At 69.5% G+C, this 17,491-nt stretch carries 19 protein-coding genes and 1 pseudogene; 12 read left to right on the top strand and 8 right to left on the bottom strand.

The features are described from left to right. Window positions 1-63: 63 nt before the first annotated feature. The 6 genes and pseudogenes from AC2SGK_RS02315 to AC2SGK_RS02290 form a co-directional block, all read right to left on the bottom strand. Window positions 64-507: pseudogene (locus AC2SGK_RS02315) on the bottom strand (ATP-binding cassette domain-containing protein); the annotation flags it as partial. A gap of 65 nt (window positions 508-572) precedes the next feature. Further along, entirely contained in the window at window positions 573-1,529 is a 957-nt protein-coding gene (locus tag AC2SGK_RS02310) for a branched-chain amino acid ABC transporter permease (RefSeq protein WP_488321989.1), read from the bottom strand. Then, on the bottom strand, window positions 1,526-2,443 hold the full coding sequence (locus tag AC2SGK_RS02305) for a branched-chain amino acid ABC transporter permease (protein WP_488321988.1): 918 nt from the start codon (window positions 2,441-2,443) through the stop codon (window positions 1,526-1,528). The genes AC2SGK_RS02310 and AC2SGK_RS02305 overlap by 4 nt, the downstream gene beginning before the upstream one ends. A gap of 4 nt (window positions 2,444-2,447) precedes the next feature. Continuing rightward, complete coding sequence (locus AC2SGK_RS02300) at window positions 2,448-3,611, bottom strand: ABC transporter substrate-binding protein (protein WP_046000169.1); 1,164 nt, start codon at window positions 3,609-3,611, stop codon at window positions 2,448-2,450. A gap of 176 nt (window positions 3,612-3,787) precedes the next feature. After that, window positions 3,788-4,528: a MipA/OmpV family protein gene (locus AC2SGK_RS02295; RefSeq protein WP_488321987.1), complete on the bottom strand. Its 741-nt coding sequence runs from the start codon at window positions 4,526-4,528 to the stop codon at window positions 3,788-3,790. 142 nt (window positions 4,529-4,670) lie between these two features. After that, on the bottom strand, window positions 4,671-6,524 hold the full coding sequence (locus AC2SGK_RS02290; protein WP_488321986.1) for an ABC-F family ATP-binding cassette domain-containing protein: 1,854 nt from the start codon (window positions 6,522-6,524) through the stop codon (window positions 4,671-4,673). A gap of 102 nt (window positions 6,525-6,626) precedes the next feature. On the opposite strand from AC2SGK_RS02290, the gene AC2SGK_RS02285 reads away from it, so the two are divergent. From AC2SGK_RS02285 to AC2SGK_RS02270, 4 genes are all read left to right on the top strand, one after another. Then, entirely contained in the window at window positions 6,627-7,841 is a 1,215-nt protein-coding gene (locus AC2SGK_RS02285) for a GTP-binding protein (protein ID WP_488321985.1), read from the top strand. After that, window positions 7,838-8,458 carry a DUF1826 domain-containing protein gene (locus AC2SGK_RS02280; protein WP_488321984.1) on the top strand — a complete coding sequence of 207 codons (621 nt, stop codon included), beginning with the start codon at window positions 7,838-7,840 and terminating at the stop codon, window positions 8,456-8,458. Before AC2SGK_RS02285 ends, AC2SGK_RS02280 begins: the two co-directional genes overlap by 4 nt. Continuing rightward, window positions 8,452-8,712 (top strand): DUF6525 family protein, encoded by a 261-nt coding sequence (locus tag AC2SGK_RS02275; protein WP_488321983.1) that lies wholly within the window; start codon window positions 8,452-8,454, stop codon window positions 8,710-8,712. The genes AC2SGK_RS02280 and AC2SGK_RS02275 overlap by 7 nt, the downstream gene beginning before the upstream one ends. 98 nt (window positions 8,713-8,810) lie before the next feature. Continuing rightward, complete coding sequence (locus tag AC2SGK_RS02270; protein WP_488321982.1) at window positions 8,811-9,788, top strand: zinc-binding dehydrogenase; 978 nt, start codon at window positions 8,811-8,813, stop codon at window positions 9,786-9,788. Here AC2SGK_RS02270 and AC2SGK_RS02265 read toward each other — a convergent pair. Further along, on the bottom strand, window positions 9,778-10,143 hold the full coding sequence (locus AC2SGK_RS02265) for a YigZ family protein (RefSeq protein WP_488321981.1): 366 nt from the start codon (window positions 10,141-10,143) through the stop codon (window positions 9,778-9,780). The genes AC2SGK_RS02270 and AC2SGK_RS02265 overlap by 11 nt on opposite strands. Beyond that, window positions 10,143-10,559, bottom strand: coding sequence for a Fur family transcriptional regulator (locus AC2SGK_RS02260; protein WP_488321980.1), 417 nt, complete (start codon window positions 10,557-10,559; stop codon window positions 10,143-10,145). Before AC2SGK_RS02260 ends, AC2SGK_RS02265 begins: the two co-directional genes overlap by 1 nt. 97 nt (window positions 10,560-10,656) lie before the next feature. Between AC2SGK_RS02260 and AC2SGK_RS02255 the strand changes: the two genes are divergently transcribed. The 8 genes from AC2SGK_RS02255 (at window position 10,657) to AC2SGK_RS02220 (ending at window position 17,487) form a co-directional block, all read left to right on the top strand. Continuing rightward, window positions 10,657-11,532, top strand: a complete 876-nt coding sequence (locus tag AC2SGK_RS02255) for a metal ABC transporter substrate-binding protein (protein WP_488321979.1) — start codon at window positions 10,657-10,659, stop codon at window positions 11,530-11,532. Continuing rightward, window positions 11,525-12,379, top strand: coding sequence for a manganese/iron ABC transporter ATP-binding protein (locus AC2SGK_RS02250; RefSeq protein WP_488321978.1), 855 nt, complete (start codon window positions 11,525-11,527; stop codon window positions 12,377-12,379). Before AC2SGK_RS02255 ends, AC2SGK_RS02250 begins: the two co-directional genes overlap by 8 nt. A 67-nt stretch (window positions 12,380-12,446) precedes the next feature. Beyond that, window positions 12,447-13,304 (top strand): metal ABC transporter permease, encoded by an 858-nt coding sequence (locus AC2SGK_RS02245; RefSeq protein ID WP_488322199.1) that lies wholly within the window; start codon window positions 12,447-12,449, stop codon window positions 13,302-13,304. Next, window positions 13,301-14,116 carry a metal ABC transporter permease gene (locus AC2SGK_RS02240; RefSeq protein ID WP_488321977.1) on the top strand — a complete coding sequence of 272 codons (816 nt, stop codon included), beginning with the start codon at window positions 13,301-13,303 and terminating at the stop codon, window positions 14,114-14,116. Before AC2SGK_RS02245 ends, AC2SGK_RS02240 begins: the two co-directional genes overlap by 4 nt. Before the next feature lie 59 nt (window positions 14,117-14,175). Then, on the top strand, window positions 14,176-15,489 hold the full coding sequence (locus AC2SGK_RS02235) for a GH1 family beta-glucosidase (protein ID WP_488321976.1): 1,314 nt from the start codon (window positions 14,176-14,178) through the stop codon (window positions 15,487-15,489). Between the two features lie 74 nt (window positions 15,490-15,563). Continuing rightward, window positions 15,564-15,728: a hypothetical protein gene (locus tag AC2SGK_RS02230; RefSeq protein ID WP_488321975.1), complete on the top strand. Its 165-nt coding sequence runs from the start codon at window positions 15,564-15,566 to the stop codon at window positions 15,726-15,728. Then, complete coding sequence (locus AC2SGK_RS02225) at window positions 15,728-16,909, top strand: vWA domain-containing protein (RefSeq protein WP_488321974.1); 1,182 nt, start codon at window positions 15,728-15,730, stop codon at window positions 16,907-16,909. The genes AC2SGK_RS02230 and AC2SGK_RS02225 overlap by 1 nt, the downstream gene beginning before the upstream one ends. Continuing rightward, entirely contained in the window at window positions 16,906-17,487 is a 582-nt protein-coding gene (locus AC2SGK_RS02220; RefSeq protein WP_488321973.1) for a DedA family protein, read from the top strand. Before AC2SGK_RS02225 ends, AC2SGK_RS02220 begins: the two co-directional genes overlap by 4 nt. The last annotated feature ends 4 nt before the right edge of the window (window positions 17,488-17,491 follow it).

The raw sequence follows: 17,491 nt of genomic DNA, 5'->3' as shown, positions 1-17,491 counted from the left end.
CAGGCCCGCCATGACCTGGACCAGGCGCTCGGCCTCGGCCCCGCTGGTCCCGGCCAGGGGCTCGTCCAGCAGCAGCAGGCGCGGGCGTGTGGCCAGCGCGATGGCCAGTTCCAGCGCGCGCTTCTCGCCGTGCGACAGGCTGCCCGCGCGGGTGTCGGCGCGGTCGGCCAGACCCACGCGGGACAGCGCGTCGCGCGCCTGCGCGTTCAGGTCCGCGTCTCGCGCGACCGGGGCGAAGAAGCGGAAGCTGCTGCCCGCATGGGCCTGCACGGCGGTGGCCACGTTCTCCAGCACGGTAAAGCCCGGCAGGATCGAGGTGATCTGAAAGCTGCGCGACATGCCCGCCCGGACCCGCGCGGGCATGGGTCGGCCCATCATCTCGGCCCCCGCAAAGCGGACCGAGCCGGCATCCGACCCCGCCTGCCCCGAGAGCTGCGCGATCAGCGTGGATTTCCCCGCCCCGTTCGGGCCGATGACAGCATGCAGCTCGCCCTCGCGCACCTCCAGGTCCAGATCGTCGGTGACCTTCAGCGCGCCATAGGCCTTGCGCAACCCGCGCACGGAGAGAAGGCTCATTTCCCGCGCCCCCCGGACAATCCCTTGAACAGCCCCGTCAGCCCGTCGCGCGAGAACAGCACGACCAGGATCAGCAGCGCGCCGAAGATCAGCCGCCAATGTTCGGTAAAGAGCGCCAGCCATTCCTCCAGCAGCAGCGCCAGCGTGGCCCCGGCGATGGCGCCCAGCAGGTTGCCGATGCCGCCCAGGACGACCATCACCACCAGCTCGCCCGAGCGGTGCCAGTTCATGTAGGAGGGCGAGACGAAGCTGGCCTGATTGGCCAGGATCACCCCGGCGATGGCCGTCATCGCGCCCGAGATGACGAAGGCCGTCAGCTGGAACCGGAAGGGGGTGAAGCCCACCGCCTGCATCCGCAGCGGGTTCTCCCGCGCGCCCGTCAGTACCCGTCCGAAGCGCGACCCGGTGATCGCAACACACAGCAGATAGAGCCCCGCCAGCATCGCCAGCGCCGCGTAGTATAGCACCCGGTCATCGGCCAGCCAGTCCCGCCCCAGCACGGTGGACCGCGCCGTCAGCGTCACCCCGTCGTCGCCCCCATAGGCCGACAGCGAGACGAAGAAGAAATAGGCCATCTGCGCGAAGGCCAGCGTGATCATGATGAAATAGATGCCCCGCGTGCGCAGGCTGATCGCCCCGGTGACCAGCGCGAACAGCGCGCCCGCGACCACCGCCACGCCCAGATGCGCGCCCAGATCGGTGATGCCCGCGCGGCTGAGGATCGCCACCGCATAGGCGCCAATGCCCAGATAGGCCGCGTGGCCGAAACTGACCATGCCGCCATAGCCCAGGATCAGATCCAGCGCCAAGGCCGCCATGGCGAAGGCCAGGATGCGCGTCGCCACGACGACCAGATAGGGGTCCCCCGTTACCGCCGCGATCAGCGGCAGGATGGCGAAACCGCCGAAGATCGCCCAGGCCGCAACCCGGCGGCGCATCAGCCAGCGGGTCATGGGCGCGCTCCGAACAGGCCCTGCGGCCGGGCGGCCAGGATCGCGGCCATCAGCACATAGACCAGCATCGGCGCCAGCACCCGCCCGGTCTGGGCGGCGGCCGAGGGCTCCATCACCGCGCGCAGGATGATCGGGCCGAAGCTGCGGCCCAAGGTGTCGACGATCCCCACCAGCAGCGCGCCCGCGAAGGCGCCCTTGACCGAGCCGATACCGCCAATGACGATCACCACGAAGGCCAGGATCAGCACGCTTTCCCCCATCCCCGGATCGACCGACAGGATGGGTGCCACCATCGCCCCCGCGAACCCCGCCAGCATCGCGCCGAAGGCGAAGATGACGGTGAACAGCCGCCCGATATCGACGCCAAGCGCGCCCACCATAGCGCGGTTGGTGGCGCCCGCCCGCAGGCGCATGCCGATGCGGGTCCGCGTGATGACCAGCCACAGCCCCACGGCGACCGCCAGCCCCGCCGCGATCACCACCAGCCGGAACACCGGATAGCGCAGCGCGCCCACCAACGGCACCGACCCCGACAGCGCGTCGGGCGGCAGAATCGACAGCGGCGACTGGCCCCAGATGATCTTGACCAGCTCCGTCACCACCATGACCAGCCCGAAGGTCGCCAGCACCTGATCCAGATGCGGGCGGTCATAAAGGCGGCGAAAGATCAGCGCCTCCAGCATCAGCCCGATGACCAGCGTCGCGGGAAGGGTCAGCAGGAGGCCCAGCCCGTAGCTGCCGGTCATGGACGCGAACATCACCACCAGATAGGCGCCGACCATGTAAATCACGCCATGGGCCAGGTTCACGAAATCCATGATCCCGAAGACCAAGGTCAGCCCGGCGGCGATCAGGAACAGAAGGACCCCCAGCTGCACCCCGTTCAGCAGCTGCAGCAGGAACAGGCTGGTCATCGGTTCAGTTCATCTGGCAGTTGGCGGCGTAGTTGTCCTGATAGTCGTCGAAGATCTTTTCCACAACCGAGGTGGCGAACTTGCCGTCCTCGCGCTGCACGACCGTGGTCAGGTAGAAATCCTGGATCGGGAAGTGGTTGGGACCAAAGCTGAAATCGCCGCGGACCGAGGTGAAGGGCGCCCCCTCCAGCGCCGCGATCAGCGCGTCGCGGTCGGTGCCGCCCGCCTCGCGCAGCGCGCCGTCGATCAGGCGGGCCGCGTCATAGCCCTGCATCGCATAGACGCCGGGCACATGGCCGTATTTCGCCTCATAGGCCGCCACAAACGCCGCGTTTTCCGGCGTGTCCAGATCGGGCGCCCAGTTAGATCCGGCAAAGAAGCCCAAGGCCGCCTCGGCCTGCGCGGGCAGCGTCGCCTCGTCCACGGTGAAGGCCGACAGGAAGGGGATGCCCTCCAGCCCGGCCTGGCGATACTGGCGCACCAGGTTCACACCCATGCCGCCCGGCATGAAGGCAAAGACCGCATCGGGCTGCATCGCGGCGATCTGGGCCAGTTCGGCGGAATAGTCCAGCTGGCCCATCTGGGTGAAGATCTCTCCCGCGACGCCGCCGGTATAGCTCTTCTTGAAGCCCGCCAGCGCATCCTGCCCGGCCTGATAGTTCGGGGCCAGCAGGAAGACGTTCTGGAACCCCTGCGCCTGCGCATGGGCGCCCATCACCTCGTGCATCTGGTCGTTCTGATAGGAGGTCGCGAAGAAGGCCTTGTTGCATTCCGCCCCGGCCAGGTTCGACGGGCCGGCATTCGGGCTGATCAGGATGCCGCCGCCCTGCGTCACCGGCTGCACGATGGCACCCGCGACGTTGGAGAAGATCGGCCCGACCACGATGTCCGCGCCGTTCCGCTCGACCAGTTCGCGGGCCTTGTTGGCGGCGACGTCGGGCTTCTGTTCGTCGTCGACCACGATGATCTCGGTGGGGATGCCGCCCAGATCGCCGATCTCCTCGGCGGCCAGCAGGAAGCCGTCGCGCGCCATCTCTCCCAGCACGGCGCCGGGGCCGGAGAGCGTCAGCAGCACGCCCACGGTCAGCGTGTCGTCCTGCGCCATGGCCGGGGCGGCCAGGGCGGTCGTTGCGGCAAGCGCCGCGATCAGCGAACGGGTCTGGGTCATGGTGCGGTCTTTCCCTGTTGGCGGGGACCGCGTTGGTCGCGGCCCGGTTCTGATGCCTTGACACCAGAACGCAACAGGCGGGCGCGACCTGTCAAGAAATTATTTCAGGCTTAAAACGTTTCGACGGGAAAAAGGGCCGCGCCGCGCGCGACCCCGATTCGATGACCATTGGCAGGTCAGAAGCCGAAGGAGAACCGGCGCGTCACGCCAAGGCGCAGCGAGGGCTGGTATTCGTCCTGGACCACCGGCGAATCGGCGGCGTCGCCGATCAGCTTGCCGTAACGCACCTCGCCCAGCAGGGCGGTCGTGTCGTTGATGGCATAGCGCGCCTCGAAGGTGATCGCGGCCTCGTTCAGGCCGCCGCCGGGCGCGGTCGCGGCCAGACCGCTGGCGGCGCTCTCGGCGGGCGTCACGCCGAAATAGGTGTTGTTGAAGTCGTCGTTGCCATAGACCAGCTCGGCACCCGACCACAGGGTCACGCGGTCGCTCAGCTCGGTGCGGTACTTCGTGCCCAGCTCTCCGGTCAGGCCCTCATGGCCGTCGAATCCGCGGCGCAGGCTGCCATAGGCCGTCACCGGCCCCGCGCCATAGCTGACCCGCAGGCCCAGCTCATAGGCGCGGTCGATGTCATCCAGCCCCGCAAGGGAGGCGTCGTCACCGCTCTCGCGCTTGCCAACCGTGCCGAAGGACGGTGCGATGGAGAAGCCCTGCTCGGGTGCCGTGCCGACCGGACCGAAGCCCGCATTGCGCCAGATGATCCAGGGCGAGACCTCGGCATCCTCAGCGCCCGGATAGGACGGGCCGACCGTCGCGCCCAAGCCCAGATCGACCGAATAGGTCCGCCCCCCGGCAATGCCGAAATCCTGCGCATGGGCGGGAACGGCGAACAGGACGGCAAGGGCAAGGGCGTATTTCATGGGGTCTGATCCGCGCGAATGGGGCTTTCGGGGCATGTAGTGCGCCTGCCCCCGGGCGCACAACCATCCGACGAATATCCTGTTCCATCCGCCGCATTTTCGCAACAGTTCCGCGATCACGGCCGCGTCAGGCGGAGGCCGGTCACCCCTTCTCGGCGGCTTCCAGCTTTTCCAGCGCGCCCATCCACAGCTCCTCGGCAAAGGACAGCGCGCGGACCGCCTCGGCCCGCTTCTTGCCCCATTTCTCGGCCTCGTAGGGATCGTTGTAGAGCGCGGGATCGGCCAGCTTGACGTCCAGCTTGGCAATCATCTCGGTCAACTTCTGCACCCGTTCCTCGGACTTGCGGGCCTCGGCGCGCAGCGCCAGAACGGCGTCGCGGCCGGGACGCTTGGGGGCAGCGGGCCTGGCAGCCTCGGCCGGCTTCTCGGCCGGGGCGTCGCCCGACAGCAGGAACTTGCGGTAATCGTCCAGATCGCCCTCGTAGGGGGCGACCGCGCCGTCCCTGACCAGCCACAGCCGGTCCGCGACCAGCCCCAGCAGGTGCATGTCGTGGCTGACCAGCACCACCGCGCCGGTATAGTCGTTCAGCGCCTCGGACAGCGCCTCGCGGCTCTCGATGTCGAGGTGGTTCGTGGGCTCGTCCAGGATCAGCAGATGCGGCGCGTCGATCGTGGCCAGCAGCAGCGACAGGCGCGCCTTCTGGCCGCCGGACAGGGCGCGCACCTTGGTCTCGGCCTGCGCCTCCATCAGGCCGAAGCCCGCCAGCCGCGCGCGCTGCTTGGCCTGCCCCTCGTCGGGCCGGACCGAGCGGATGTGGTCCAGGGGCGTCTCGTCCAGATGCAACTCGTCGACCTGGTGCTGCGCGAAATAGCCCACGCGCAGCTTGGAGGACCGCGTCACCCGCCCCTCCATCGGCGCCAGCCGGTCGGCCAAGAGCTTCGACAGGGTCGACTTGCCCTGCCCGTTGCGGCCCAGCAGCGCGATCCGGTCGTCCTGGTCGATGCGCAGGTTCAGTTTTCGCAGCACCGCGCGCTCGCCATAGCCGACCGACAGACCCTCCATCGCCACGATGGGGGGCGACATCTCCTCGGGCTGCGGGAAGGTGAAACGGAAGAACTTCGCCTCCTCGGGCGCGGTGATCGGCTCCATCTTGGCCAGCATCTTGACGCGGGCCTGGGCCTGGCGCGCCTTGGAGGCCTTGGCGCCGAAGCGGTCGACGAAGCTTTGCAGATGCGCGCGGCGGTCGGCCTGCTTCCTGGCTTCGGCGGCCTGCAGGGCGCGCTTTTCCGCGCGGATGCGCGTGAAGCTGTCATAGCCGCCGGTATAGAGCGTCAGCTTCTTGTCTTCCAGATGCAGGATATGGCCCACCGCGCGGTTCAGCAGGCCGCGGTCGTGGCTGATGATGATGACGGTATGCGGATAGCGCGCAAGATAGCCCTCCAGCCACAGCGCCCCCTCCAGGTCCAGATAGTTCGTAGGCTCGTCCAGAAGCAGCAGGTCGGGCTGCGCGAACAGCACCCCCGCCAGCGCGACGCGCATCCGCCAGCCGCCGCTGAAATCGCTGGTCGGACGCGCCTGATCGGCGGTCGGAAAGCCCAGGCCGTCCAGGATCGTCGCGGCGCGGGCCTCGGCCGACCAGGCGTCGATGTCGGTCAGGCGGGTCTGGATCTCGGCGATGCGGTTCGGGTCGGTCGCGGTGGCGGCCTCGGCCATCAGCGCGGTGCGCTCCACGTCCGCGTCCAGCACCGTCTCCAGGACCGACCGCCCGGTGGCGGCCGATTCCTGCGCGACGCCGCCGATGCGGGCCCGCGACGGCAGGCTGATGGCACCGCCGTCCAGCTGCGCCTCGCCCTTGATCAGGCGGAACAGCGTGGTCTTGCCCGCCCCGTTCGGACCGACGAGGCCGATCTTGTGGCCTTCGGGAATCGTGGCGGTCGCGCCTTGGAACAAGGGGCGGCCCTGGATGGAGTAACTGATGTCATCGATGCGCAGCATGGGGCGCGGCATGGCCTAAAGGGGGCGGGGCGTCAATGCCTGCTTGCATCGCGTAATGTTATACTATTACTTTACGCGGGTCCCGAACTGAAAGGTCTCGCCATGACCCCTGATCCCCGCCTTCCCGTCACCGTGCTCTCCGGCTTTCTGGGCGCGGGCAAGACGACGCTGCTGAACCGCGTCCTGAACAACCGCGACGGGCTGCGCGTCGCGGTGATCGTGAACGACATGTCGGAGGTGAACATCGACGCCGATCTAGTCCGCGCCGAGGGCGGCCTGTCGCAGACCCAGGAGACCCTGGTCGAGATGTCGAACGGCTGCATCTGCTGCACGCTGCGCGAGGACCTGCTGATCGAGGTGCGCCGCCTAACCGAGGCGGGCCGCTTCGACCACCTGCTGATCGAGTCGACCGGCATCAGCGAGCCGCTGCCCGTCGCCACCACCTTCGAGTTCGCCGACGAGGGCGGCGCCAGCCTGTCCGAGGTCGCCCGGCTGGACACGATGGTGACCGTGGTCGATGCGGTGAACCTGACGGCGGACTTCTCCAGCCACGACTTTCTCTCCGACCGGGGCGAGGTGATGGGCGAGGGCGACACGCGCACGCTGGTCGACCTGCTGACCGATCAGATGGAGTTCGCCGATGTCATCGTGCTGAACAAATGCGCCGATGCCGGCCCCGCCCGCGTGGATGCGGCGCGCAAGATCATCCGCGCGCTGAACGCCGACGCCCGCATCATCGAGACAGATCACGGCCGCGTCGCGCCGTCGGACATCCTGAACACCGGCCTGTTCGACTTTGACCGCGCGCACACGCATCCGATGTGGGCCAAGGAGCTTTACGGTCATGCCGACCACACCCCCGAGACCGAGGAATACGGCATCGCCAGCTTCGTCTATCGCGCCCGCCTGCCCTTCGAGCCGCGCAAGATCCACGAGCTGCTGAACGGCCCCCTGCCCGGCGTGATCCGCGCCAAGGGGCATTTCTGGGTCGCCACGCGGCCCGATTGGGTGGCGGAATTCTCGCTGACGGGCGCCCTGTCTTCGGTCCGGCCCCTGGGGCAGTGGTGGGCCTCGGTCCCGCGCGACCGCTGGCCCACCCATCCTGAAGGCCGCGCCTATCTGGACGCGCATTGGTCCGAACCCTTCGGCGACCGGCGGCAGGAGCTGGTCTTCATCGGCGCCGGCATGGACGAGGACCGCATCCGCGCCCGCTTGGACGCCTGCCTCCTGGGCGAGGAATGGGGCGACAACCCGGCGGGCTGGACCGCTCTGCCGGACCCCTTCCCCGCCTGGCGCCGCGCCGCGGAGGCGGCATGAACCGGCCCGTCGTCCTGCGCCCCGCCACGGGCATGACCGACGGGCACGACCCCCGCGTGCTGGGCACCATCGCGATGCCGGGTGTCGCGGTCGCGCTGTGGCACCCCCGGCCCGACCCCGACTGGCAGGCCTGGCTGGACGCGCTGCCGCCCGAACGCCTGCCGCGCCTGCGCCAGGTCCTGCGCCCCCGCGACGCGGCGGCGGCGCTGGCCGCGGCCTGCGACGCCGCAGCCCTGCCCGACGACCCGCAGCGACGGGCGCTGATCGCGCGCATCGCCGAGCTGACGCAGCTGGCCGCGCGGCACATGGAGGCGCTGATGGTCGCGCTGCGGGTCGATGTGGCCACCGGGCAGGCCTGCCCGAAATGGCATCTGGATGCGGTGCGCGCACGGCTGCTCTGCACGCTGCGCGGGGCGGGCACGCAGTTCGGCCCCGCGACCGGCCTGGCCGAGGTCGACCGGGCGCAGGCCATGCCCACGGGCAGCGTCGGCCTGTTCCGCGGCCGCGCCTGGCCGGGCGAACCCACCGGCATCCTGCACCGCTCTCCGCCCGCGATCGCGGGTCAGGTGCGGCTGCTGGTGGTCGTCGATCCGGTGGAGGAGGCCGCGTCATGCTGACCGGCCGGAACGCCAATCTGGGCCGCACCGCGCAGCGTCAGCGCCGGCGCACGCGCGATCCGATGGCCGCCTATGACGCGCTGCCCGCGCCGCTGCGGGCGTGGCTGGCGCGGGCGGCGCTGCCCTGGTCGCCCACCTCCTGCCTGCGCCTGTGGGAGCGGGGCCGGTCGCGCGGGCTGTCGGTCGAAGACCGCCTGGCCGCCCTGGACCGCGCCCAGACCCGCGCCCTGATGCGCGAGGCGCAGGCCGCCTGACCCAAAATTGACCCCGCGTCAACGCCCTCGCCTCTGGCGGCACAGGGGGTGGATGCCTAGGTCGGGGGTCAACGACTGACCGACCGAAAGGACATCCCATGCGCAGCATCATCCACGAGCGTTTCGGCGAACCCGCCGACGTGGTCCAGACCGCCGAGCGCGACCGCCCCAGCCCGGCCGAGGGCCAGATCCTGGTCCGCGTGACCCTGTCGCCGATCCACAACCACGACCTGTGGACCATCCGCGGCACCTATGGCGTGCGTCCCGACCTGCCCGCCATCGGCGGCAGCGAGGCCGTGGGCATCGTCGAGGAGACCGGCCCCGGCGTCGATCCCGCCCTGAAGGGCCGCCGCGTCGCGGCTGCCGGGGTTAAGGGCTCCTGGGCGGAATACGCCATCGCCCAGGCCGCCGGCGCCATCCCCGTCCCCGACGCCATGCCCGATGCGGCCGCGGCGCAGCTGATCGCCATGCCCTTCAGCGCCATCACGCTGCTGGAGTTCCTGCATGTCGGCAAGGGGGACTGGGTCGTCCAGACCGCCGCCAACGGCGCGGTGGGCAAGATCATGGCGGTGCTGGCCCAGTCGCGCGGCGTGCGCCTCTTGAACCTGGTGCGCCGCCCCGAGGCGGTCGAGGAGCTGACCGCGATGGGCATGACCGATGTCATTTCGACCAGCGACCCGGACTGGGTGGCCAAGGCGCGCGAGATCATCGGCGATGACGGCGCCCGCGCGGCGGTCGATTCGGTCGGCGGCGAGGTCGCGGCCGGTCTGGTCGATCTGCTGGGCACCGAGGGCCTGCCGGTCACCTTCGGCTCGACCACCGGCGATCCGCTGCAGCTGCCCGCCGGGCCGATCATCTTCAAGCACCTGTCCGTCAAGGGCTTTTGGGGCGCCAAGGTGATGCCCGCGACCCCGCCCGCCGACCGTCAGCGCATGTTCGGAGAGCTGATCGGCCTGGTGATGGAGGGTAAGCTGGAGCTGACCTCGGGCGGCGAATTCGGCCTGGACCAAGCAGTCGCGGCGATGGACGCGGCCCTGACCCCCGGCCGCACCGGCAAGGTGATGATCAAGCCCTGACGTCCAGCCCCGTCTCGCGCAGGTAATGGCGCACCGCATCGGCGACATGCCGGAACCGGTCCCCGCCCAGATGCTTGCCGCCATACCAGCGCGTGACGATGACCACATGATCCTGCAGGCCGGCGCGGTCCAGCATCTGCAGGATCAGCTGCCCCGCGCCGCTTTCGCCGTCATCGTCCTTGACGCCTTCGCCGCCCAGGATGGCGGCCCAGCTGTGATGGGTGGCCTGTCGGAACCGCTTGACCCGCGTCAGCTGGGCCAGCATCGCGGCCACCGCCGCCCGGTCGGCGGCAGGCCCGCCCGACACCGCATAGCGCGACCCCCGGTCGCTGATGATCCTGTCGAACACCTGCATCAGCGCCGCCGCACATAGAGCTCCAGCCGGTGATGGACGATGTCATAGCCCATCTCGGCGGCGATCTCGGCCTGCAGGCGCTCGATCCGGTCATTGGTGAACTCCATGACCTCGCCGCTGTCCACGTCGATCATGTGGTCGTGGTGGCGCTGATCGGCGGCCTCCCAACGGGCGGGCTCTCCCTGGAATTCCAGCTTGTCGATCACGCCCTGCGCCTGCAGCGTCGTCAGCGTGCGATAGACCGTGGCCAGCGACACCCCCGCCCCGGCGGTGACCGCGCGGGCATGAAGCTCGGCCGCGTCGGGGTGGTCCTCGGCCGCGGCGATCACCTGCAGCAGCGCAGCGCGCTGCCGCGTGACGCGGACCCCCGCATCCCGCAACGCCTGTTCCAACCTGTCCGCACGCCGTCTGGTCATGCGCGCATTCTGCCGCAGGCGCGGCCCAGTTGCAACTGGTTCTCAACTGTTGACAGTTGCGAACCGTTCGCAGATAAAGATGCCAATGGAGGATGCGATGTATCGATTCCTGACGCCGTTCCTGTTCCTGATCCCGACCCATGCGCGTGCCGACCAACTGCAGGTCGCCACCAGCTTCACCGTCATCGCCGACATGGCCCGCAACGTGGGCGGCCACCTGGCCGAGGTGCGGTCCATCACCCCGCCGGGGGCGGAGATCCACGACTATCAGCCCAGCCCGCGCGACATCATCGGCATCGCCGATGCCGATCTGATCCTGGTCAACGGCCTGAACTTGGACGGATGGGCGCAGCAATACCTGGACCGTGCGGGCGACGTGCCCATCGTCACGGTGACCGAGGGCATCGACCCCCTGCCGATCCGCAGCGGCGATTACGAAGGCAAGCCGAACCCCCATGCCTGGATGGCGCTGGATTCGGCGCAGATCTATGTCGACAACATCGCCGCCGCGATGGGCCGGGCCGACCCCGAGAACGCCGCCGCCTATGCCGCCAATGCCGAAAGCTACAAGCAGCAGATCGCCGACACGATCGGCCCCCTGCGCGACGCCGCCCGCGCCCTGCCCGAGGATCGCCGCTATCTGGTGACGTCCGAGGGCGCCTTCAGCTACCTGGCCCGCGATTTTGGCCTGACCGAGATGTATCTCTGGCCCATCAACGCCGAAGGCCAGGGCACGCCCCAGCAGGTCCGCGCCCTGATCGACGCCATGCGCGACACGGGCGCGCCGGTGATCTTCTCGGAGAGCACCGTCTCGGACCGCCCGGCCCGCAGCATCGCGGCGGAAACCGGGGCGGACTATGGCGGCGTCCTCTACGTGGACAGCCTGTCGGAGACGGACGGACCGGTGCCGACCTATCTGGACCTGCTGCGGGTGACCTCGCAGACCATCGTGGACGCGCTGTCCGATGGCTGATCCCCTGGGCATCGAGGTCCACGACCTGACCGTCGCCTATCGCAACGGCCACCGCGCCCTGGCGCAGGCCAGCTTCACCGTGCCGCAGGGCTCGGTGACCGCGCTGGTCGGCGTGAACGGCGCGGGAAAATCGACGCTGTTCAAGGCGCTGATGGACCTGCTGCCCCATGCGACGGGACAGGTGCGCATCCTGGGCCTGACCGTGCGCCAGGCCCTGTCGCGCAACCTGGTCGCCTATGTCCCGCAGGCGGAGGAGGTCGACTGGACCTTCCCCGTTCTGGTGCGCGACGTGGTGATGATGGGGCGCTACGGTCACATGGGCTTTTTGCGCCGCGCCCGACCTGCCGACCGCCAGGCGGTGACCGACGCGCTGGCCCGCGTGGGCCTGACCGATTACGCCACCCGCCAGATCGGAGAGCTGTCCGGCGGCCAGAAAAAGCGTGTCTTCCTGGCCCGCGCGCTGGCGCAGGAGGCACGGGTGATCCTGCTGGACGAACCCTTCACCGGCGTCGACGTGCAGACCGAACAGACGATTATCACGCTCTTGCGCCAGATGCGCGATGAAGGCCGGGTGATGCTGGTCTCGACCCATGACCTCGGCTCGGTCCCCGAATATTGCGACCGCGTCGTGCTGGTCAAGGGCACGGTGCTGGCCTCCGGCCCGACCGAGACCACCTTCACCCCCGCCAATCTGCGCCAGGCCTTCGGCGGCACGCTGCGCCATTTCATGCTGGGCGGCAGCGACCTGCATGACGACGCCGACGCCCGCAACGTCGATGTCTTCACCGACGACGAACGCCCGCTGATCTTCTACGACGACCGCCACCGGACGGGGGGCGGCGCATGACTTCTTCTTCACGCAAATATCCCACGGGGGTGCGGGGGTGTGAAACCCCCGCCTACGACGCCCGATGATGGAACTGGCCCTGACCCCCTTCACCTATGGCTACATGACGACCGCGATCTGGGTCTCGGCCCTGGTTGGCGGCGTCTGCGCCTTCCTCTCGGCCTATCTGATGCTCAAGGGCTGGAGCCTGATTGGCGACGCGCTCTCCCATTCCATCGTGCCGGGCGTGGCCGGAGCCTACATGCTGGGCCTGCCCTTCGCGCTCGGCGCGTTCCTCTCGGGCGGGCTTGCCGCGCTGACCATGCTGTTCCTGAACACCCGCACGGGGCTGAAACAGGACGCGATCATCGGCCTGATCTTCACCGGCTTCTTCGGCATCGGGCTGTTCATGGTGTCTCTGAACCCGGTCGCGGTGGACCTGCAGGCGATCACCATGGGCAACATCCTGGCCATCGCGCCGGGCGACGTGATCCAGCTGGTGCTGATCTCGGGCGTCTCGCTGGCGATCCTGCTGATGAAATGGCGCGACCTGATGGTGGTGTTCTTCGACGAGACCCACGCCCGCACCATCGGCCTGCATCCGAACCGCATGAAGGCGCTGTTCTTCACCCTGCTGGCCGCATCGACCGTGGCGGCGATGCAGACCGTCGGCGCCTTCCTGGTCATCGCGCTGGTGGTGACGCCGGGGGCCACGGCCTATCTGCTGACCGACCGCTTTCCGCGGCTAATCGCGATCTCGGTCGCGATCGGCACGACGACCTCGGCCATCGGCGCCTATGCCAGCTTCTTTCTGGACGGAGCCACGGGCGGCATCATCGTGACGCTGCAGACGCTGATCTTCCTCGCGGCCTTCACCTTCGCCCCCACCCACGGGCTGCGCGCCACGCGCAGGCGTGCCCGCGACGCCGTCAGGGCACGGCCATGAACGAGCTGATCCTGCCCTTCACCTTTCCCGTCATGGCGGATGCCGCGCTGATCGCGGTGATCGTGGCCATCCCGGCGGCGCTGCTGTCCTGCTTTCTGGTCCTCAAGGGCTGGGCGCTGATGGGCGACGGCATCAGCCATGCGGTCCTGCCGGGCATCGTGCTGGCCTATGCCCTGGGCGTGCCGCTGCTGGTCGGGGCCTTTGCCGCCGGCATGATCTGCGCGCTGTCATCAGGCTGGCTGGACGCCAACAGCCGCATCAAGCCCGACACCGCTCTGGGCGTCGTCATGGCGGGCATGTTCGCGGTCGGGCTGATCCTCTTCACGGTCTTTCCACCCGGCGTGCATCTGGATCACATCCTCTTCGGCAACATCCTCGGCATCGGGCCGGGCGACTTTGCCCAGGCCCTGCCCATCGCAGCCGCGGTGACGCTGGCGCTGCTGCTCAAATGGCGGGACTTCGCGCTGCTGGCCTTCGATCCGGTGCAGGCGCGGGTCTCGGGGCTGCGGGTGGGCTGGCTGCATTACGGGATGCTGGCGATGATCGCGGCCTCGGTCGTGGCGATGCTGTCAGCGGTGGGGATCATCCTGGCCGTGGGCCTGCTGATCGCGCCCGGCGCCATCGCCTTCCTGCTGACCCGCCGCCTGGCCGCGATGATGGCGCTGGCCTGCGCCATCGCGGTCGCGTCCAGCCTCGCGGGCATCTGGGCCAGCTTCTGGCTGGACAGCGCGCCCGCACCGACCATCATCGTCATCCTGACGGCCCTCTTCGTGCTGGCCTTCGCCTGGCGGCAGTTGGCCCCGCGCGCCTGACCCCTTCCCACCGCCCGCCGCACATGGCACCCTGTTACCGCCACCAGGAGGAGAGACCCATGCTGCCCCCCCGCACCGACTTTCCCGAAGGCTTCACCTTCGGCGCCGCCACATCGGCCTATCAGATCGAGGGCACCGCGGGCGCCGGCCTCTCCCATTGGGACACCTTCGCCGCCACGCCCGGCACCATCATGGACGGCACCGACGGCAGCCGCGCCTGCGATCACCTGACGCTCTGGCCGCAGGACCTGGACCTGGTGCGCGATGCGGGCTTCGGCGCCTATCGCTTCTCGACCTCCTGGGCGCGGGTGATGCCGGACGGGGTGACCGTGAACCCCGAAGGGCTGGACTTCTACGACCGCCTTGTGGACGGCATGCTCGAACGCGGCCTGCAGCCCTTCCTGACCTATCACCACTGGGACCTGCCCGCCGCGCTGTCGGCGCAGGGCGGCTGGCAGAACCGCGACGTTGCGGCACGCTTCGCGGACCTGTGCACCACCATCAACGCCCGCATCGGCGACCGCGTGGCATCCGCCGCCACGCTGAACGAGCCTTGGTGCATCGCCTGGCTGTCGCATTTCATCGGGGCGCACGCCCCTGGCCTGCGCGACATCCGCGCCGCCAGCCGGGCCATGCACCATGTCCTGCTGGCCCATGGCACCGCGATGCAGGCCCTGCGCGCGGAGGGTGCGCGGAACCTCGGCATCGTGCTGAACTTCGAGACCAGCCACGCGGCCGATGACAGCGCCGAGGCCGCCCGCGCGGCGGCGACCCAGGACGCGATCTACAACCAGTGGTTCATCCGCGCGCTGATGGGCCAGGGCTATCCCGACGCGGCGCTGGAGGGCATCGGCCCGCACCTGCCCGACGGCTGGCAGGACGACATGGCCCTGATCGCGCAGCCCTTGGACTGGCTGGGCGTCAACTACTACACGCGGCGTCTCTACACCGCGAATGACGGCCTCTGGCCGAGCGCCAGCGAAGCCCCCGGACCGCTGCCCAAGACCCAGATGGAATGGGAGATCCGCCCCGAGGGCCTGACCGAGTTCCTGACCCGGCTCAAGCGCGACCACACCGGCGACCTGCCCCTCTACGTGACCGAGAATGGCATGGCGCTGGAGGCGGGCGCCGACATCACCGACGACGCCCGCCGGGTGCAGTTCATCGCCGACCACCTGCGCGCGACCAAGGCCGCGATCGACCAGGGGGTCGATGTGCGGGGCTTCTTCTACTGGTCGCTTCTGGACAATTACGAATGGGGCTGGGGATACGGGCCGCGCTTCGGGCTGGTCCATGTCGATTACGACACGATGGTCCGCACCCCCAAGGCCAGCTGGCACGCCTTCCGCGACATGCTGACCCCCGCGGCCTGACCGCCCCCCGCGCCGGTTGCGGGTCGGGTCCGCGCGGGGTATCTGCGCCACAGCATGCCACGGGAAGGACAGCCATGATCGTCATCGCAGCCATCATCATCGGGGCCGCCCTGGGCTGGCGCCGCGCCGGGCAGCTGGGCGGCACGCGCGCCGACCGGGTGCAATACGCCATTGCCTTTGCCCTGGGACTGGCCATGATCGGGGTGTTCGCCACGATCATCATTCACCGGATGGCCTGATGTTCCTGCCCTTCCTCGACAGCCTGCGCCGGCACGGAGTTCCGGTCTCGCTGCGGGAATGGCTGGACCTGATGGAGGGCATGCGCGCGGGCCTGGACGGCACCACGGTCGAGGGGTTCCACGCGCTGGCCCGGATGGTGCTGGTCAAGGACGAACGCCATCTGGACCGCTTCGACCGCGCCTTCGCCGAGACCTTCTCGGGGCTGGAGACCATCCCGACCGAGGCGCTGCTGGACGAACGCACCCTGCCCCGCGACTGGCTGGAGAAGCTGGCCGAAACGCTGCTGACGGATGAGGAGAAGGCCCGGGTCCAGGGCAGCGGCAGCTTTCAGGCGCTGATGGAGAAGCTGCGCGAGCGGCTGGCCGAACAGAAGGGCCGTCATCAGGGCGGCAACAAATGGATCGGGACGGCGGGCACCTCGCCCTTCGGCGCCTATGGCTACAACCCCGAAGGCGTGCGCATCGGCCAGGACGACAGCCGCCACCGCCGCGCCGTCAAGGTCTGGGACCGGCGCGAGTTCCGCGACTTCGACGACACCGCCGAACTGGGCACCCGCAACATCAAGGTCGCGCTGAAGCGCCTGCGCCAATGGGCGCGCCACGGGGCGGCGGACGAGCTGGACCTGCCCAACACGATCCGCGCCACCGCCGATCACGGCTATATCGACGTGCGGACCCGGCCCGAACGGCGCAACGCGGTCAAGGTGCTGCTGTTCCTGGACGTGGGCGGCAGCATGGACGACCACATCCGCGTGGTGGACGAGCTGTTCAGCGCCGCCCGCGCCGAATTCAAGCACATGCAGCATTTCTACTTCCACAACTGCCTCTATGAGGGCGTGTGGACCGACAACCGCCGCCGGTGGGACGCGCAGACCCCCACATGGGAGGTGCTGCGCCGCTTCGGCCGCGACTACAAATGCATCGTGGTGGGGGACGCGTCGATGTCGCCCTACGAGATCGCGGTGCCGGGCGGGGCCAACGAACACTGGAACCCCGAAGCCGGGCAGGTCTGGCTGCAGCGCCTGGCCGAGACCTGGCCCGACCACGCCTGGCTGAACCCCGTCCCCGAGGCGCATTGGCGACACACCCAGTCCATCGGCATGGTGCGGCAGATCTTTCCCGACCGGATGCTGCCCCTGACGCTGGACGGGCTGACGCGCGCCATGCGGATGCTGGGATGATCGCCGACCTGGCCGCCCTGCTGCCGGTCTGGGGGCCGTGGCTGGTCGGGGCGATGGCCTTCCTGTCCTGCCTGATGGTGCCGATGCCGACCTCGGCGCTCTTGGTCGCGGCGGGGGCGCTGACGGGGACCGGCCATCTGGACCTGACGCTGATCGGGCTGGGCGCGGTGCTGGGCGCCAACGCGGGCGACGCGGCGGCGTTCCTGCTGGCGCGCCGGATGCGGCCGTGGCTGATGCGCGGCAGGCGGGGGGCGGTCCTGGCGCGCGCGCAGGCGCTGATCGCGCGGCGCGGCGCGGGGGCGGTGTTCCTGTCGCGCTGGCTGGTCACGCCGCTCGGGCCGGCCACCAACTATGTCGCGGGGGCGGCGGGGCTGTCGCTGGCGCGGTTCATGGCCGCCTCCATCCCCGGGGAGGTGATCTGGGCCGCGCTGCATCTGGGCGCAGGGCACCTGGCCGGGCGCGGCTTTCGCGGGGACGAGGCCGCGGCCCTCAAGGCGCTGGCGGCGGCCGCGGTGCTGGCTGCGGCGTTCTGGGCGGGGCGCAGGCTCTGGCGCGGGCGGTCTGGCGCCGCCATATAGGGGG

This window comes from Paracoccus sp. NIOT.M2S5SZ12 (genome assembly GCF_057748165.1).
The sequence above is the reverse complement of the archived record's forward strand: the minus strand, read 5'-3'. Positions and strand labels throughout refer to the sequence as shown.

Coding starts and splice junctions, on each gene's coding strand:
- AC2SGK_RS02235 (WP_488321976.1), top strand. CDS start 14,176: ATGCTGCCCCCCCGCACCGACTTTCCCGAAGGCTTCACCTTCGGCGCC.
- AC2SGK_RS02220 (WP_488321973.1), top strand. CDS start 16,906: ATGATCGCCGACCTGGCCGCCCTGCTGCCGGTCTGGGGGCCGTGGCTG.
- AC2SGK_RS02290 (WP_488321986.1), bottom strand. CDS start 6,524: ATGCTGCGCATCGATGACATCAGTTACTCCATCCAGGGCCGCCCCTTG.
- AC2SGK_RS02305 (WP_488321988.1), bottom strand. CDS start 2,443: ATGACCAGCCTGTTCCTGCTGCAGCTGCTGAACGGGGTGCAGCTGGGG.
- AC2SGK_RS02255 (WP_488321979.1), top strand. CDS start 10,657: ATGTATCGATTCCTGACGCCGTTCCTGTTCCTGATCCCGACCCATGCG.
- AC2SGK_RS02245 (WP_488322199.1), top strand. CDS start 12,447: ATGGAACTGGCCCTGACCCCCTTCACCTATGGCTACATGACGACCGCG.
- AC2SGK_RS02295 (WP_488321987.1), bottom strand. CDS start 4,528: ATGAAATACGCCCTTGCCCTTGCCGTCCTGTTCGCCGTTCCCGCCCAT.
- AC2SGK_RS02265 (WP_488321981.1), bottom strand. CDS start 10,143: ATGCAGGTGTTCGACAGGATCATCAGCGACCGGGGGTCGCGCTATGCG.
- AC2SGK_RS02240 (WP_488321977.1), top strand. CDS start 13,301: ATGAACGAGCTGATCCTGCCCTTCACCTTTCCCGTCATGGCGGATGCC.
- AC2SGK_RS02260 (WP_488321980.1), bottom strand. CDS start 10,559: ATGACCAGACGGCGTGCGGACAGGTTGGAACAGGCGTTGCGGGATGCG.
- AC2SGK_RS02270 (WP_488321982.1), top strand. CDS start 8,811: ATGCGCAGCATCATCCACGAGCGTTTCGGCGAACCCGCCGACGTGGTC.
- AC2SGK_RS02300 (WP_046000169.1), bottom strand. CDS start 3,611: ATGACCCAGACCCGTTCGCTGATCGCGGCGCTTGCCGCAACGACCGCC.
- AC2SGK_RS02275 (WP_488321983.1), top strand. CDS start 8,452: ATGCTGACCGGCCGGAACGCCAATCTGGGCCGCACCGCGCAGCGTCAG.
- AC2SGK_RS02285 (WP_488321985.1), top strand. CDS start 6,627: ATGACCCCTGATCCCCGCCTTCCCGTCACCGTGCTCTCCGGCTTTCTG.
- AC2SGK_RS02230 (WP_488321975.1), top strand. CDS start 15,564: ATGATCGTCATCGCAGCCATCATCATCGGGGCCGCCCTGGGCTGGCGC.
- AC2SGK_RS02280 (WP_488321984.1), top strand. CDS start 7,838: ATGAACCGGCCCGTCGTCCTGCGCCCCGCCACGGGCATGACCGACGGG.
- AC2SGK_RS02225 (WP_488321974.1), top strand. CDS start 15,728: ATGTTCCTGCCCTTCCTCGACAGCCTGCGCCGGCACGGAGTTCCGGTC.
- AC2SGK_RS02310 (WP_488321989.1), bottom strand. CDS start 1,529: ATGACCCGCTGGCTGATGCGCCGCCGGGTTGCGGCCTGGGCGATCTTC.
- AC2SGK_RS02250 (WP_488321978.1), top strand. CDS start 11,525: ATGGCTGATCCCCTGGGCATCGAGGTCCACGACCTGACCGTCGCCTAT.